Source organism: Pedobacter nutrimenti (genome assembly GCF_032678445.1).
Lineage (GTDB): Bacteria > Bacteroidota > Bacteroidia > Sphingobacteriales > Sphingobacteriaceae > Pedobacter > Pedobacter nutrimenti_A.
The window spans coordinates 219,714-237,153 of sequence record NZ_JAVTSQ010000005.1 but is presented as its reverse complement, the minus strand read 5'-3'; the positions used below and the strand labels follow the sequence as shown (position 1 = coordinate 237,153).

At 39.9% G+C, this 17,440-nt stretch carries 10 protein-coding genes; 8 read left to right on the top strand and 2 right to left on the bottom strand.

The features are described 5' to 3' along the window. Positions 1 to 263 precede the first annotated feature (263 nt). Both R2S08_RS10625 and R2S08_RS10620 read left to right on the top strand, forming a co-directional pair. Positions 264 to 1,670, top strand: a complete 1,407-nt coding sequence (locus tag R2S08_RS10625; protein ID WP_316835158.1) for a glycogen synthase — start codon at positions 264 to 266, stop codon at positions 1,668 to 1,670. Between the two features lie 11 nt (positions 1,671 to 1,681). Then, positions 1,682 to 2,953 (top strand): glucose-1-phosphate adenylyltransferase, encoded by a 1,272-nt coding sequence (locus R2S08_RS10620; RefSeq protein WP_133780564.1) that lies wholly within the window; start codon positions 1,682 to 1,684, stop codon positions 2,951 to 2,953. Here the strand turns inward: R2S08_RS10620 and R2S08_RS10615 are convergent, their stop codons facing one another. Both R2S08_RS10615 and R2S08_RS10610 read right to left on the bottom strand, forming a co-directional pair. Beyond that, a complete protein-coding gene (locus R2S08_RS10615; protein WP_316835157.1) occupies positions 2,954 to 4,309 on the bottom strand; it encodes a sensor histidine kinase in 1,356 nt (451 codons plus the stop codon). It abuts the gene before it with no gap. Continuing rightward, entirely contained in the window at positions 4,309 to 5,679 is a 1,371-nt protein-coding gene (locus tag R2S08_RS10610; protein WP_316835156.1) for a sigma-54 dependent transcriptional regulator, read from the bottom strand. The genes R2S08_RS10615 and R2S08_RS10610 overlap by 1 nt, the downstream gene beginning before the upstream one ends. A 202-nt stretch (positions 5,680 to 5,881) precedes the next feature. Here R2S08_RS10610 and R2S08_RS10605 point away from each other — a divergent pair, with 202 nt between their 5' ends. Genes R2S08_RS10605 through R2S08_RS10580 form a run of 6 tightly spaced genes read left to right on the top strand, consistent with a single transcriptional unit; the run spans position 5,882 to position 17,421 of the window. Then, entirely contained in the window at positions 5,882 to 7,126 is a 1,245-nt protein-coding gene (locus R2S08_RS10605; RefSeq protein ID WP_316835155.1) for an efflux RND transporter periplasmic adaptor subunit, read from the top strand. A 51-nt stretch (positions 7,127 to 7,177) separates the two neighbouring features. Further along, positions 7,178 to 7,876: an ABC transporter ATP-binding protein gene (locus R2S08_RS10600; RefSeq protein ID WP_133780560.1), complete on the top strand. Its 699-nt coding sequence runs from the start codon at positions 7,178 to 7,180 to the stop codon at positions 7,874 to 7,876. Positions 7,877 to 7,886: 10 nt separating this feature from the next. Next, positions 7,887 to 10,280 (top strand): ABC transporter permease, encoded by a 2,394-nt coding sequence (locus tag R2S08_RS10595; RefSeq protein WP_316835154.1) that lies wholly within the window; start codon positions 7,887 to 7,889, stop codon positions 10,278 to 10,280. 14 nt (positions 10,281 to 10,294) lie between these two features. Further along, on the top strand, positions 10,295 to 12,658 hold the full coding sequence (locus R2S08_RS10590) for an ABC transporter permease (RefSeq protein WP_316835153.1): 2,364 nt from the start codon (positions 10,295 to 10,297) through the stop codon (positions 12,656 to 12,658). Between the two features lie 18 nt (positions 12,659 to 12,676). After that, on the top strand, positions 12,677 to 15,040 hold the full coding sequence (locus R2S08_RS10585; protein WP_316835152.1) for an ABC transporter permease: 2,364 nt from the start codon (positions 12,677 to 12,679) through the stop codon (positions 15,038 to 15,040). A gap of 17 nt (positions 15,041 to 15,057) precedes the next feature. Then, the gene (locus tag R2S08_RS10580; RefSeq protein WP_316835151.1) at positions 15,058 to 17,421 is read left to right on the top strand and encodes an ABC transporter permease; all 2,364 of its coding nucleotides are present in this window, start codon (positions 15,058 to 15,060) and stop codon (positions 17,419 to 17,421) included. Positions 17,422 to 17,440 lie beyond the last annotated feature (19 nt).

Genomic DNA, 17,440 nt, shown 5'->3' with positions numbered 1-17,440 from the left:
TCTTCAGCCGCTTGATATCGTTAGTCTTGAAGCAGCTGTACAGAATTTTCCGACATAATTCACTTCCTTTTTTTTCTAAACGACTATAATTTTTGTTTTTTTCTGACGATCTGATCTTTACTTCTTCGTAAAACTCCACCTACTTTCAGATGGTCTATTTTCGAAATTAGATCAAATCGGGCAAAACAAAATTATTTTAGCCTAAATATTTGCTTTACGTATTCTAATCCCTAATTTGAGATAGTTTTTGAAACCGTTAAATTATGGAGATTATACATGTAAGTGCCGAGTGTTATCCCGTTGCAAAAGTAGGGGGATTGGGAGATGTGGTTGGTGCTTTACCCAAATATCAGAATAAGCTTGGGCATTTTGCAAAAGTAGTGATGCCGGCTTATGAAACCCGGTTTATGCAGGAAAATGAATTTGAAGTGGTGTATGATGGCTGGGGCAAACTGGGCTTCCGTGATTTTACGGTACGGATATTCAGAGAGAAGACCAATAAACTCGGATTTGACCTTTTTCTTGTCCATATTGCGGGGCTAACAGACCGCCCTCAGGTTTATGGTTACGAAGATGATACGGAACGTTTTCTTGCCTTTCAGATTGCCATTCTGGACTGGATAGAACAATGGGAGCACCAGCCGGATGTGGTGCACTGCCATGATCATCATACAGGTTTAATTCCTTTTATGATGTCACACTGCGTCCGCTACAGGAAACTCAGCAGGGTACCCAGCGTATTGACTATTCACAATGCACAATACCAGGGACAATTCGGATGGGACAAGCTTCATTATATACCCGCATTTGATACCTGGAAATCAGGTCAGCTGGACTGGAAAGGTGCGATCAATCCACTTGCAGCTGCCATTAAATGTGCCTGGAGGATAACTACTGTATCACCAAGTTATTTGGAGGAGATCCGTTACAATGCCAATGGTCTTGAAGAATTGCTTGCTCAGGAACGCGGGAAATCAGCAGGCATACTCAATGGCATTGATAATGAAGTCTGGGATCCGGCAAAAGATCCCATGTTGAATAAGAATTTTACTATAAAAACTGCAGAAAGTGGAAAAATGGCAAACAAAGCGGCGCTTTGTGATGTTTTTGGCTTGAATCCTACAAAACCCCTGTATACTTTTATTGGCAGGCTGGTTGGAGAAAAGGGGGCAGATTTGCTTCCTGATATTTTTTACAATGCTTTAAATCATTTTGAAGGAGAGGTTAATATATTGGTTTTAGGTTCTGGCGATCCGCAAGTAGAAGGAAGATTAATGCATTTGAAAAATTTATTTCCAAAGAATTATAATGCCTATATAGGGTATAATGAACAATTGTCTCACCAGATCTATGCGGGTGCAGACTTTCTGTTAATGCCTTCCAGAGTAGAACCTTGTGGATTAAACCAAATGTATGCCTTGCGGTATGGTACCGTACCTGTGGTGAGAAGAATTGGAGGGTTAAAGGATACCGTTATTGATATTGGAGATGGTGGTTTTGGCATATGTCATGACCAGACCAGTATCTGGGATGTAGGCCATGCCATAGGAAGAGCCTATGAGCTTTATAAGGAGAAAACAAGGATGAAAGAGATCCGAAAATACATGATGCAGCTGGATCACTCCTGGGATAGGGCTGCACAACAATATATAGATTTATACCAAATGTAAAATTAAGAGTTATGACCGAAAAAGTTTTGGGTGTTATCCTTGGCGGTGGCCAGGGTTCCCGCTTGTCTCCGCTTACCCAAACCCGCTCTAAACCAGCGGTGCCTATTGCCGGTAAGTACCGTTTAGTTGATATTCCTATATCAAATTGTTTAAATTCGGGCATACACCGCATGTTTGTACTGACACAGTTTAATTCGGCATCTTTAAACAAGCATATTAAGAATACCTATCATTTCAGTCATTTCAGTGATGCTTTTGTAGACATTCTGGCTGCTGAGCAAACACCGGAGAACCCAACCTGGTTCCAGGGTACGGCTGATGCGGTAAGGCAAACCATGCATCATTTGCTGAACCATGAGTTTGAATATGTGCTGATCCTTTCGGGAGACCAGTTGTACCAGATGGACTTTAACGAAATGCTGGAAGCGCACATTAAAAGTGAGGCGGAGATTTCCCTGGCAACGATTCCGGTAAATGCAAAAGATGCAACAGATTTTGGGATATTGAAAGCCAATGAAGAGAATATTATTACTTCTTTTATCGAAAAACCGGCTGCGGAATTATTGAAAGACTGGTCTTCGGATACCGGCGAGGCAATGCATGCAGAAGGAAGAGATTTCCTTGCTTCTATGGGTATTTATATCTTTAATAAGGACTTGCTGATTAAGATTTTTGCGGAAAATCCGGATGAGAAAGATTTTGGAAAGGAGATTATTCCTCGCGTGATTGAAGAACACCGGGTATTGAGTTTTCAATATGAGGGCTATTGGACAGATATTGGTAATATATCTTCTTTCTTTGAGGCCAATCTTGGTCTGACAGATGATATTCCCAAGTTTAATTTGTTCGACAGTCAGCACAGTATCTTTACCCGTCCGCGGATGCTTCCGCCGTCTAAAATTTTAGGAACAACATTGGATAAGGCCGTGATTGCCGAGGGGTGTATCCTGCAGGCAGATGATATTAGACATACTGTAATTGGCATCCGTTCCCGTATAGGAAAGGGAACTAAAGTAGAACATGCCTATATTATGGGTAGTGACCGGTACCAGACCCTGGAAGAGATCCAGGAGGAAACCGATCGTGGCCATCCATTGATTGGTATTGGTGAAAGATGTGTGATTTCCAATGCCATCCTGGATAAAAACTGCAAGATCGGTAACGATGTGCAGATTATAGGTGGTGCGCATCTTGCAAATGGTGATTTTGGTACTTATGCTGTTAAGGATGGTATTGTAGTCATAAAAAAGGGCGCAATTATCCCTAATGGCACTAAAATTTAATTATTGATATTTAAACACCAGGGAGAAAACAGTTCTTTCGTAAGGAATGGAATTGACTTCCAAACTTCCCTGGTGCATTTTCATAATGTTTCGGGTAATGGTTAATCCAATACCCGAACCATTTTTCCTCGTGGTAAAGAAGGGTACAAATATTTTATCGATCAGTTCGGGATCTACACCTTTACCATTATCTGATACATCCAGGAAAAGCCGGTTCTGTTCTAGACGGTAATTGATTTCAATCACCGGAAGTTCACAGCCTTCAACAGCATGAATACTATTGGTCACCAGGTTAATTAAGGCTTGTTCTATCAGCTTAAGATCTAGTTTGATCGTTATTTTCGAAGAGGTTTGTTCAATTTTGAGCTGGATATTCTTGCCGGAAGCAAAAGGCTGCATCAAAACTTTAATGTGTTGAAGGATTTCGCCAATGGTATGGCTCTGCAGGTCAGGGGTAGGTAATTCTGCAATTAAGCGGTAATCTTTAACGAAATCAAGAAGTCCTTCGGATCTTCTTTTTATGGTTTGTAATGCGGGTTTCAGATCTTCCAGATCTTCAGCATCTAAAGTTTCTTTATTGGCTACCATGCGGTGCACCGTATCTGATAAGGAACTGATGGGGGTTATGGAATTCAGAATTTCATGGGAAATTACACCGATAAGCCTGTTCCAGGCTTCGGCTTCTTTCTGCTCTATCTCGTCTTTAATGTTCTGGAAGCAGATAATGATATAATCTGTATGGTACAAGTTTAAGGGAATCACTTCTGTAGACAGTTGTGTCAGCTTGTCCTGTATCTTCAGTTCTATAAACTTTTTGCCACCTTCTTTAATGTTGTTGATTTCTGTTGCGAAGAAAGGCAGGTGTTTCTTTAAACGGTGCCAGTATTTATAGGCAGGTACCTGGAGCAAATTTGTAGCAGCCATATTAAAGAAAACAATTTCCGATTGGACCGTATCTATTTCCTTGTCTTTAACGACAATAACACCAACTGGAACTTGCTCCAGGATGGTTTTAATCAGCTGGAACATGGAATCCTTTTCCAGGTGGATGTCTTTATGGATTTTAATGATATCGTTGAAAGATTCATACAGCTCCGGAAAACTGCCCCTGGTCACTTTATTCTTAAAGTTAATGGTGTTGTCCTGCATCTTAACCGCCAGAATGAAGCGCTTAATGTCTTCCCTCATTTGGTTAATGTAATAGTAAAGGGAAATGATGCTGGTCAGGAGAATAAGGCCAATACCTGAAATGGTAAACCAGAGTTCTGTATTCCTGATAAGGTAAACCAGAAGGATGGCCAGCATATTGATAAACAATAACCGGATAAGCAGCTGGAAGGTGAAGCTTTTAAACATTACAGGTCGAATTTTTCTATGCGTCTGTATAATGCTGCGCGGGTTAGTCCCAATTCTGATGCTGCTCTGGAGATATTGCCTTTATGCTTGTCTATGGCTTTTTGGACCATCAGTTTCTCCATGTCTTCCAGGGCCATATCGGTTTGCATCACCGGGGCACCTCCAAATTTCTGCGGGCTGAGCTGCAGATCGTCTGTACTGATGTGCAGACCGTCAGACATGATGACCGCTCTTTCAATGACATGTTGCAGTTCGCGTACATTTCCCGGCCACTGGTAACTCAACAGCATCTGTTCTGCTTTGGTATCAAATTTCTTAAGGTTCTTGTGGTATTTTACATTGAAACTCTGCAGAAAATGTTCGGCCAGCAGCAAAATATCATCTCCACGATGGGAAAGTGGCGGCAAGACCAGTTCTACGGTATTGATCCTGAATAATAAATCCTGGCGGAAAGTACCTTTGCTGACCATTTCATTTAAAGGCATATTGGTGGCGGTAATCAACCGCACATTGATCTTTCTTTCCTTACTTTCTCCAAGCCGGTTTACCGTTCTGTTTTGAATCACACTCAAGAGTTTGGCTTGCAGGGGTAAGGTCAGGTTACCAATTTCATCAAGAAAAATAGTACCACCCTCGGCCAGTTCAAAACGTCCTGGCTTATCTTCTTTAGCATCTGTAAAAGCGCCTTTGGCATAACCAAAAAGTTCACTCTCAAAAAGGTTTTCATTCAAAGAGCCCAGGTCTACGTGCATAAAAATGTTGTTTTTACGCAAGGAGTGTTTATGCAGTTCATAGGCAAACACTTGTTTTCCAGTTCCATTTTCTCCAAGGATGAGTACATTGGCATCTGTTGGCGCTACCTTAACCAGCGTACCCTGAAGTCTCTTCACGGGTTCCGAGTTGCCTACTATATGCTCAAAAGCACGCGCCATGTCTTTTTGCATGGAGCTGTGGATCTTCTCGAGTTTTTTAACTTTTTTGGTGGATTGCCTTAACCTGGATGCGGAAGACAGGGTTGCAAAAAGCTTATCGTTTTCCCAGGGTTTGAGGATAAAATCTGTAGCTCCTTTTTTTATGGCCTGAACCGCCAGTTCCACATTCCCATAGGCGGTCATTAAGATCACGACATAGTCTTTGTCTATAGAGAGAATATGCTCCAGCCAGTATAAGCCTTCCCGGCCATCGCTTGCGCCTTTCTGGTAGTTCATGTCGAGCAGAATGATATCGATTTCGTTGCGGCTCAGCAGTACATTAATTTCTTTAGGTGATTTACAGATGATCACTTGTTTAAAATGCTGCTTCAGAAAAAGCTTGGCGCTGAGCAGAATGTCATCATCATCATCGATCACTAAAACATTGGCATCTATCATTTTCAGGAAATTAATTAGGTTAAATTTTGGTTTAATGTGATCAAAAATACATAAAGTGTTCGATGATGTACAATAACTGTCCGCTTATGAACAGTTGTGCGGTAGTATTGATTTTAACTTCTTGATAATTAGTGTTATAATTATTGTTTTTTGCTTTGGCATACCCTTGGCTATTCTCCGGACAATAAGGTGATAGATCAACATGGATAAGAAAATAGAGAAAAAGAGATTCAATAAAAAAACGATACTGATGATGGTTGGCGGCCTTGTATTTTTAGGCCTGGTGGCTTATGGGTACAGTTTGTCGTTGCATAAGGTATATAAAGCAGATGCGGATAAAATTACAATCAGTAAGGTTATTTACGGTGATTTTGAAGATGTTGCCTTATTAAATGCGAGTGTGGTACCTTTAACTTCGGTGATCGTAAGTTCTTCTGAAGGTGGAACTGTAGCGGAGATCTTTACCGAAAATGGTGCCTCTGTGGTAAAGGGAACGCCCTTGTTGAGGATAGCAAATCCCAACGCGCTTTCCAATTACACCAGCAGTGAAACCAGCATTACCGAACAGATCAATCAATTGCGGAAGGTAAGACTGGATCTGGAGCAGAACCAGCGGGTGATGAGCCAGGACATGATGGTGATTGAAAACAGTTTAAGATCGGCTACGAGAAAATATAAAACAGATAGTATTTTGTATGCTAAAAAGATCATCACCAGAGAAGAATTCAGTGCTTCCAGCCAGGACTATGAGTACTATATGGGGCGGAAAGATATTCTGAAACAGGCTATAAAACAGGAAAATCAAAGTCGGGTGATGCAGTTGAAGCAAATTGATGTTTCAGTGACGAGAATGAACGAGAGTTTGGAAACCATTCGGCAGAATATTGAAAATATGACCATTAAAGCACCCGTGGCCGGAAAGTTGTCTTCTTATGATCCTGTGATTGGAAAATCCTATAACTCCAATGAAATGTTAGGAAAGATTGATGTGATGCAGGGGTACAAGTTACAGGCTGGTGTAGACCAGTATTACATTAACCGGGTAAAGGAAGGCCAGAAGGCAACTTGTGAATTTGACGAAAAGACCTACGGGCTTTCTGTAAGGAAAGTGATTCCGGAAGTAACTGCCGGACAATTCCAGATAGAATTGGTATTTGAAGGTAAATCGCCGGATGAATTGAGAAGAGGCTTATCTTTACAGATAAAGCTTACCTTATCTGACAACAGTAAATCTTTGTTGCTGGCGCAAGGACAGTTCTTTCAAAGCACAGGGGGCAGTTGGGTGTTTGTGGTCAAAGATGGACAGGCGACCAAAAGAAATATAAAAGTGGGCCGTAAGAATTTTAAATATTACGAAGTTATGGAAGGCTTGCAAAAGGACGAGGAGGTGATTACTTCTTCTTACGATCAATATAATCAATACGATATTATTCAAATTAATAAATAAAAATACAGTGCTGAATACTGCTTTATCTCAAAACGCTATTAAACGAAAGCTATGATAAGAATTGAAAACCTCGAAAAAGTTTATAAAACTGAAGAAATTGAAACGACTGCATTAAACGGAATCAACCTGCATGTTAAAGAAGGGGAATTCGTTTCTATCATGGGACCATCGGGCTGCGGTAAATCTACTTTGTTAAATGTAATGGGGTTACTGGATAAACCAGAAAGCGGAAGTTACAAGTTTATGGAAACAGAGTTGCTAAAGCTGAATGACCGCGAACGTTCTAATTTCAGGAAGAAACATATGGGCTTTGTTTTTCAGAATTTCAACCTGATCGATGAGCTTACGGTTTTTGAAAATATTGAGCTGCCTCTTATTTATAATAAGATTCCAGCTGCAGAGCGTAAGAGATTGGTTAATGAGATCATCGAAAGAATGAATATTGTGAACCGGAGCGGTCACTTTCCACAACAGCTTTCCGGGGGGCAACAGCAACGTGTGGCGGTAGCCAGAGCTCTGGTAACCAAACCAAAACTGGTGCTGGCGGATGAGCCTACCGGTAATCTGGACAGTTCTCATGGTAATGAGGTGATGGAACTTTTATGTGAATTAAATGAAACGGGAACTACGATTGTGATGGTGACCCACTCTTCGCATGATGCGAGTTTTTCCAACCGGATCATCAACTTGAAAGATGGCCATGTGATCTCTGAAAAAATCAATAAAGGACGTACTGAAGAATTGATTTGAAACAAATATTATGTTTAGGATTAACCTCAAAATAGCATTTCGCAACATATGGAAAACCAGGCTTACTGCTTCAATTAAATTGTTGGGTCTTATAGCTGGTTTGGCCAGTGTGGTTCTTTTGGTTGCCTATGTTCTGTTTGAATTGTCTTATGACAAGCAGAACATCAATGCTGATCATATTTATAGACTGCATGTTGCAGAGACTAATGGGGTTAATGAAACCATTCATCTGCCTTCAGGAATGGTCGAAATGTTAAAGCAGGAAATCCCTGAAGTAGAGAATGGAACGTATTTGAGTATTTATGAGGTACCTATACTGGTCGGTAGAAATACATTTCATGTAAAGATTGTAAGGACTACATCAGCTTTTTTTAGCCTCTTTACGGTTCCTTTATTAGAGGGAGTGGATAATGCAAAGGCTTTAAAAAATCCTAAAGAAGTGTTGGTTTCTGCTACTTTTGCCAAACAGGCATTTTCTGGGCAATCTGCGATAGGTAAAACCATTTCTTTAGGTCAAAACACTGCTCCGTATCTTATAAGTGGTATTATTGGGGATATTCCAGAGGCATCTCATTTCCATGGAGACATACTAGTGAAATCTGACCTGACCGAGATATTAAATTGGAAAGGGTATACCTCAGTTCCGCAATACATCATGCTGAAAAAGGGAGCCTCCCCTGAGACTGTATTGGCAAAAATGAAGAACCTTTATAAGAAATATCAATTTCCAGAAAAAGTAACCCTTAAATTAATACCCCTCACTGACATACATTTACATTCTCATACGTCTGCTGAACTGGAGCCAAACAGTGATATTAAATATATTTATATTTTTTCTATTGTTGCGTTTCTTATTTTGTTGATCGCCATTGTTAACTTCATTAACCTTACTGTTGCGGCATCCTTAAGAAGAAGTAAAGAAATAGGTGTCAAAAAAGTACTTGGAGCATCTATTCAACAACTGAAAGTTCAGTTCCTGAGCGAAAGCTATATTTATTTTATTGTTGCTACTTTTGTGGTTTTTCTTATTACGATAGATCTGGTACCCCTGTTAGGAGATAAACTTGGGATCACCATTACTTTTTCTGAGGTCTTTAACCTCAGGATGATCTGCATATCCATTTTGATTATTCTGCTTTCCGGTTTCGTAGCCGCATTTTATCCGGCTATTGTTCTTTCCAAAATGATGCCAGCTCATACTCTAAAAGGTTATACTGGTCATATTCCTGGTAAAGGAGGTTTTAAGAAATTTCTGGTTGTATTTCAATTCTCCATCAGTGCATTACTTATTGTATGCACTTTAGCCATCTATAGTCAGCTAAAATACATCAGTAATAAGAATCTTGGTTTTGATAAAGATCATTTACTGGTTTCTTCATTTAATATCCTTGACAATAGGCTTATTGGATTTAAAGAAGAGTTAAAGAAAGAAAAGGGTGTTAAATCGTTGAGTATGTCTTCGTTTAATCCTGGTGTTTCTTATGGGGGAACATCCTCGTGGACAAGTAAGGGAGACACTACTAAATATGAAGTGGATATGGTAATGAGTGATGTGGATTTTATCAGAACTTTGGATATTAAAGTGCTGAAAGGTAGATCTTTTTCTGAAGCTTTGTCTTCAGAGTTGATGTTTTATAATTCTGAAAGTAAGAACCTTAGTCAGGAGCAAAGAACGGGACTTGAATTGAGGAGTCCAATACTAATAAATGAAACAGCAGCGAAAAAGCTGCATATCAATACTATTGATACATTAATTTCATCCAGTGGTTTACAAGGAAAAGTAATTGGTATAATCAACGATTTTAATGGGATGTCGCTCCATAGTAAGGTTACCCCTGTGGTGCTGCATCTGCAACCATATACCACTTCTGGATATGCATATATCAAAATGAATACAACCGATTTGCCGGGGACACGTGTGGCAATTGAGGCATTATGGCGAAAACATTTTCCAGATATTGTTCCAGAATTTCAATTCCTGGATCAATACCTGGAAAAGCTTTACCTTTCAGAAATCCGTCTCGGATCAACATTTATCATTTTTGCAGGTATTGCTATATTTTTATGCTGTATTGGCCTATTCGGTATGGTTTATTTTGAACTTGAACAAAGGACGAAAGAAATTGCAATCCGTAAAGTGCTGGGAGCGTCTTTAGATGACCTGCTAGCGCTGATGAATAAAAATTTTGTGATTATGGTTCTCATCGCGAATGTGATCATATGGCCAATTGCTTGCTTACTGATCAATAAATGGCTCAGTACTTTTTATTACAGGATATCTTTTTCGTACTGGCCATTCTTTTGGGCAATGCTCATTTGTCTGGTACTTACCATTCTTACGGTTTCATTGAAAGCACTAACAACGATTAGAAAATCACCTGTTGACACTTTAAAATACGAGTAATAAAACCTGGAACTATGTTTAAACTGAATCTGAAAATTGCTTTACGAAACCTTTGGAGGCATAAGGGATATACCCTGATCAATGTGGGCGGTCTGGCCATTGGATTGGCCAGCTGTATGTTGTTGTTGCTTTATGTGGCTTATGAATGGGGCTATGACAAACAGTTTTCCAATTACAAGACTACTTATGTGACCTATAATAACCAAACTGCGAATGGAACGATTCTTAGCTTTAATGCTACTCCTGGAGTACTGGCTGAGGCGGTTAAAGCAGAGATTCCAGGTGTAGAGCATGCGGTTCATGTGTCTTATCCTGATGAAAGATTGCTGACCTATAACCGGAATAGTTTTAAAAAGACGGCTTTGTTTACGGAGTCAGATTTTTTTAAAATATTTGACTTCAAGGTGCTGAAAGGAAATCCGGCTACACTGCTGAAAAATCCGGATGGGGTGGTGCTTTCTCAGTCTATGGCTAAGGCATTGTTTGGAAATGAAGACCCGGTTAATAAAACTATTAAACTGGACAATACAGAGGTTTTAAAGGTGGAAGGCGTGGTGGCTGATGCACCAAAAAACTGCAGTATCAGTTTCGATTATTTGCTCAGCTGGACCATGTTTGAAAAAATCAATCCCTGGGCAAAGGGAAATATATGGGGCAGTAACTTTTGTACGACCTTTGTTCAGCTAAAAGATAACAGCTTTTTTGATAAAGCCAATACCCAGATCCATGGTATGATTAAGGCCAAAGAAAAAGGCAGTAACGGCGAACCTTTTCTTCATCCTTTATCCAAGTGGCATTTGTACAGCACTTTTGAAGGCGGAAAATCTGTAGGTGGAAAGATACAGCAGTTGCAGATTTTTTTTATGCTGGCTTTCTGTATACTACTTATTGCCTGTGTGAATTTTATGAACTTATCTACAGCCAGGTCTGAAAAGAGGTCTAAGGAAGTTGGGGTACGTAAGGCTATCGGTTCTTCACGGAAGGATCTGATCCGTCAGTTTTTGATGGAGTCTGTATTACTTTCTTTAATTAGTATGGTATTCGCCTTTATTTTGCTGGAAATTGCATTACCTTATTTTAACGGCCTGCTTGGAATAACTCTTGCGATTGAATACAGTTCCTGGCAGTTCTGGACGGTTCTGCTTTTGCTGGCCTTGTTTACCGGGGTTATTGCGGGTAGCTATCCTGCTTTTTATCTTTCTTCTTTTGATCCGATAAAGGTTTTAAAAGGCTTTACTTTACCTGGAAATTCTTCTTTATCTATACGGAAATTCCTGGTGGTCTTTCAGTTTGTATTTGCCGCTTGCCTGATCATTTGTATTACTGTTATTTATCAGCAACTTAATTATATTAAGGACAAGCCTATTGGCTATGATAAGAACAATCTGATTGAGATTCCGGTACAAGGGAACCTGAAGGATCCGGGTAAATTTCAGGTGCTTAAAGACGAGTTGCTGAAATCCGGGTATGCAAGTGGAGTGAGTTATTCTTCGAGAACGATTACAGGTGGGGGGAACAACGGCTATGGTGTGTCATGGCCGGGAAAGAATCCGGAAGAAAGAATATTAGTGAACTATCGGAATACAGGGTATGATATGATCAAAACAGCAGGAATGGAGTTGACTGCCGGACGGGATTTTTCTATAAGCCATGCGGATTCGACTAGTGTGATTATCAATGAAACATTGGCTAAAATTATGGGGATAAAGGAGCCGGTAGGAGCGAAGATTACCTGGGACGATACTCCGGTGACTGTTATTGGTGTGGTGAAGGATTATGTGTTTGAATCTCCTTATCAAAAAACCAGTGCGCTGATCATGTCTCACACTAAATATATTGGATCGGCGATGCTGATCAGGGTGTCGCCAGATCAGAACCTGAGTAAAGCCGTTCAGTTTATTGAAGATAAAATCAAGACATTGAACCCCGAGTATCCTGTAGATAAGCATTTTGTAAATGAGGATTTTGAAATGAAATTCCAGAATGAAAAACTTTTGGGTACGATATCGAACTGGTTTGGAGGCTTTGCTATATTTATTTCCTGTTTGGGGTTACTGGGCCTGGCTCTGTATATGGCTGAGCAGCGGAAAAGAGAGATCAGTATACGAAAAGTGCTTGGGGCAGATTCCCTTAATATCCTGATTTTGCTTAATGCTGATTTTATTAAACTAGTTCTTATTGCAAACTTGATTGCTTTTCCGCTGGGTTATGTGATTGTGAATAAATGGCTTTCTGGTTACGACTTCAGGATTGGTATATCTGTTCTTCCTTTTGCAGTGGCCTTTCTGTTGTCAGTGTTGATCGCCCTACTCACCGTAAGCATACAGTCGTTTAAAGTGGCAAAAGCGAATCCGGTGGATGCACTTAAATATGAATAATGCTTAACGAAGGAGTATATGTTTAAACTGAATTTGAAAATCGCTTTGCGGAACTTATGGAAAAACAAGGCCTTCACGGCAATTAATATAGGTGGTTTAGCCATTGGTATTGCGAGTTGTATGGTACTGTTGCTTTATGTTGCTTATGAGTGGGGCTACGATAAGCAATTCAGTAACTATGAAAAAACTTACGTGGTATACCATAATATGGATGCCAACGGTGAAATTTCAAGCTGGCCATGGACACCAGTGCCGATGGCGAAGGAAATCAGGGATAAAATAGCTGGTGTGGCTTATTCGTCTCATTCCACTTACCCGGAAAATATATTGATCGGTTATAAACATAATAACTTTAAAAAGATGGCTTTGTTTGCCGAGCCTTCCTTCCTGAAAATATTGGATTACAAATTTATTAGGGGAAGTGCTGCTGGTGCTTTAAAGGACATCAATACCGTAATCTTAACGGAGACCCTGGCAAAGAGTTTATTTGGTAACGAAGATCCCATCAATAAAACGGTGAAGTTAGGAGATAAGGATGGTTTAAAAGTAGAAGGTATTATTGAAGACATTCCTCAAAACAACAGTTTTCGTTTTGACTATTTACTGCCCTGGGCTTTGAAAGAAAGGCAAAATCCATGGCTAAAAGAACTGAACTGGAAATCCAATAATGGTTTGACTATTATACAGTTAAAGGATAACAGTTTTTTTGATCAGGTAAGCCGGGAAATGAAGGGAATCTATAAGCGAAACAGAAAAGTTTCTACCAGTGAAGCCTTTTTGCAGCCACTGGAAAAGTTGCATTTATATGATAAATTCGAAAACGGAAAACCTATAGGTGGTAAGATTGAGCAACTCCGGATTTTTCTGGTTTTGGCATTTTGTATTTTGTTGATTGCCTGTGTAAATTTTATGAACCTTTCTACAGCCAGATCTGAAAAAAGATCGAGAGAGGTGGGGGTGCGTAAGGCTATAGGTTCTTCCAGAAAATCTTTAATCGGACAGTTTATGCTGGAGTCTATGCTTCTCGCCGTTATAGGTATGGGAGTGGCATTTATGCTGATTGAATTGGTTTTGCCGTATTTTAATGGTCTGCTCCATATTCATCTGGCCATCGCTTATAATGACTGGCGGTTTTGGAGTACGCTATTGGGTTTATCACTGTTAACGGGTTTTATTGCGGGAAGTTATCCTGCATTTTATCTTTCTTCTTTTGAAGCGGTAAAGGTGTTAAAAGGCTTAAACAAGACCGGAAATTCCTCATTTTCTATCCGAAAGGTATTGGTGGTTTTTCAATTTGTATTTGCATCCTGTTTGATTATTTGTACTTCAGTGATTTATTTGCAGTTGAATTACGTGAAAAATAAGCCTATTGGATACAATAGGATAGGGCTGATGGAAATTCCCATCCAGGGAAATTTACAAACGCAGTCCCAATTGTTGCTGGTGAGAGAGCAGCTCCTTAAATCCGGAGCCGTTACCGATGTAACCTATTTTAGTCAGCCATTAAATGAACTCGCGAATAATACAACTGATTTCAGCTGGCCTGGTAAAAATCCGAACGAGATGATCTTGATTAATGATCGGTATTCGGGATATGATTTTAGTAAAACGACAGGGACGAAAATTCTGGCGGGAAGAGATTTTTCGCGTCAGTTTGCAGATTCGACATCTATTCTTGTAAATGAAGCTGCGGTAAAAACGATGGGGTTAAAACAACCTGTAGGGGCAACGATCAGATATGCGAATAAACCTTATACCATAATTGGGGTAATGGAGGATTTTGTTACAGAATCACCCTATAAAAAAGTTGATCCCATGGCTATATTTTACCAGATGGGAAGGGTAAGCTCTATTATTGTCCGGTTGAACCCTGGCGAGAATATAAGCAGTTCTATTGGGAAAATTGATGAGATTTTTAAAAAGATAAATCCGGATTTTCCTGTAGAAAGGCGATTTGTAAATGATGATTTTGAGGATAAGTTTCAGAGTGAACAGTTGTTGGGTACTTTATCTAATTGGTTTGGCGGCTTTTCAGTTTTCATTTCTTGTTTGGGTTTACTGGGGCTTTCCTTGTTCATCGCAGAACAAAGAAAGAAAGAGATCAGTATCCGTAAAATTTTGGGTGCCAGTACCATAAATATTGTAGCATTACTGAATAAAGATTTTATTAAGCTCGTGGTGATCGCCAATTTAGTTGCCTTTCCATTGGCCTATGTTATTATTAATAAATGGTTGTCTGGTTATGAGTTCAGGATTACGATCTCCATTCTTCCATTTGCCATTGCTATTGGGCTCTCTCTAATGATAGCGCTACTTACTGTAAGTATGCAGTCAGTGAAAGTTGTAAAATCTAACCCGGTGGATGCACTTAAATATGAATAATACCTCATTCAAAAGATATGTTTAAACTGAACCTTAGAATAGCATTGCGTAGCTTATGGAGACATAAAGGATATACGCTTATTAATATTGGAGGTTTGGCTATTGGGCTGGCCAGTTGCATGTTGTTGCTGTTGTATGTGGCTTATGAATGGGACTATGACAAACAATTTAAGGATTATGAAAAGACCTATGTTGTTTATCTGAATTCTAAAAGTGGTGGCAAAACGATTAGCTATGGTTTTACACCCAGTGTTATGAAGACGGAGATTGAAAAGAAATTACCCGGTGCTGCTTATGCAAGTCATGCTACTTATCCGGCCAATGAACTGATCAGTTACCGGGAGGAGAATTTTAAGCAGTCTGGTGTCTTTGCAGATCCGTCATTTCTTAAGATACTGGATTATAAGTTGATCAAAGGGAACCGGGAGAAACTGCTCCTTAATGTGAATTCTGTAGTATTGACAGAATCGCTTGCAAAAAAGCTATTTGGACTTGCTGATCCTATCGGTAAGATCGTGAAATTCAAAAATGCAGAGCCTTTGAGCGTGGAAGGTGTTGTGGAGAATGTGCCGAAGAATTCTACCCTTCAGTTTGATTTTCTGATGCCCTGGTCTCTGAATGAAAAGCTTAACCCTTGGGTAAAAGCATCGACCTGGGGAAATAACTATTGTTTGACCCTGTTGCAGCTGAAAAACAATCGTTATGAGGAATCTGCAAGAAGTTTTATACAGGATATTTATAAACATAACTGGCAAGGTTCTGAAAACGAAGGTTTATTACAGCCCTTGTCTAAGTGGCATTTGTACGATCATTTTGAAAACGGAAAACCTGCAGGTGGGAAAATAGATCAGCTTAAAATATTCCTTGTTCTGGCTTTCTCTATTCTGCTGATTGGCTGTGTGAATTTTATGAACCTTTCTACTGCGAGATCGGAAAGAAGGGCAAGGGAAGTGGGGGTGCGTAAAGCCATTGGCTCGTCCAGAAAAGGATTAATTGGTCAGTTTATACTGGAATCTGTATTGCTTTCCTGCATGGCTATGGTTATCGCATTTATTTTACTGGAACTGGCATTGCCTTATTTTAATGGATTGCTGGACCTTCAGCTTAGGATCAGTTATGACAGCTGGGCATTCTGGTCGGTTCTGATCGGTTTAACTTTACTGACCGGTTTTATTGCGGGCAGTTATCCTGCATTTTACCTGTCTTCTTTTGAGCCTGTTAAGGTACTGAAAGGTTTTAGAGGAGCCGGGGGAGCATCGCTTCCGATCAGGAAGGTACTGGTTGTATTTCAGTTTGTGTTTGCTGCCTGCTTAATTATATGTACAGGGGTAATTTATCAACAGTTGACCTTCATTAAGAACAGGCCTATTGGTTACAATAGAAATGGACTTCTTGAAATACCCTTGCAGGGAAGTCTTGTGGACAAGGGTAAAATGAATCTTGCTAAAGAACAGCTCCTAAAATCTGGCGCAGTGAGTTCGGTAACTTATTTTAGTCAAAGTTTAAATCAGGGCGGAAATACCACGTATGATTTCAGCTGGCCGGGTAAAGACCCCAAAGCATTAACTTTGATTAATTATCGCGGTGCTGGAGATGATTTTACAGAAACCCTGGGGACTGAGCTTATCGCGGGCAGAGAGTTCTCTCCTCAATTTACGGATACGGTAAATGTGATGGTTAATGAGACGGCTGTAAAAATCATGGGACTAAAAAATCCTGTGGGAACGGTAATCGACTGGGGAGGTACACCTATTACAATCGTTGGTGTTGTTAAAGATTTTGTGATGGAATCTCCTTATCAAAATGTTGGTCCATTGGTCCTTTATCATCCAAAATCCAGTTACAGTCATATGATCGCCAGGTTAAATCCAGGGCAGAATGTCAACTCTTCTATGGCTAAGATTGATGAAATTGTTAAGAAGTTAAACCCTAAATTTCCTGTGGACAGTAAATATGTTGCAGATGACTTTGATAATAAACTTCAGGAAGAAAAGGTTTTAGGGTATCTGTCCAATTGGTTCGGGGGCTTTGCGATCTTTATCTCTTGTCTGGGACTGCTGGGGCTTGCTTTATTTACAGCTGAGCAAAGAGAAAAAGAGATCAGCATCCGTAAAGTTTTAGGTGCAAGTACGGCGAATATCCTGACCCTGCTGAATAAAGATTTTATTAAATTGGTTACTCTGGCAAATCTGATCGCTTTTCCGCTTGCTTATATTCTGATCAACCGTTGGTTATCTGCCTACAGTTTTAGAGTTGCAATTTCTGTTTTGCCTTTTGCCGGTGCTGTTGTACTTTCCTTTCTTATTGCTGTTTTAACGGTGAGTGTACAGTCTGTTAAGGTTGCGAAAGCCAATCCAGTTGATGCCTTGAAATATGAATAACTAATCTTAAATGAACATC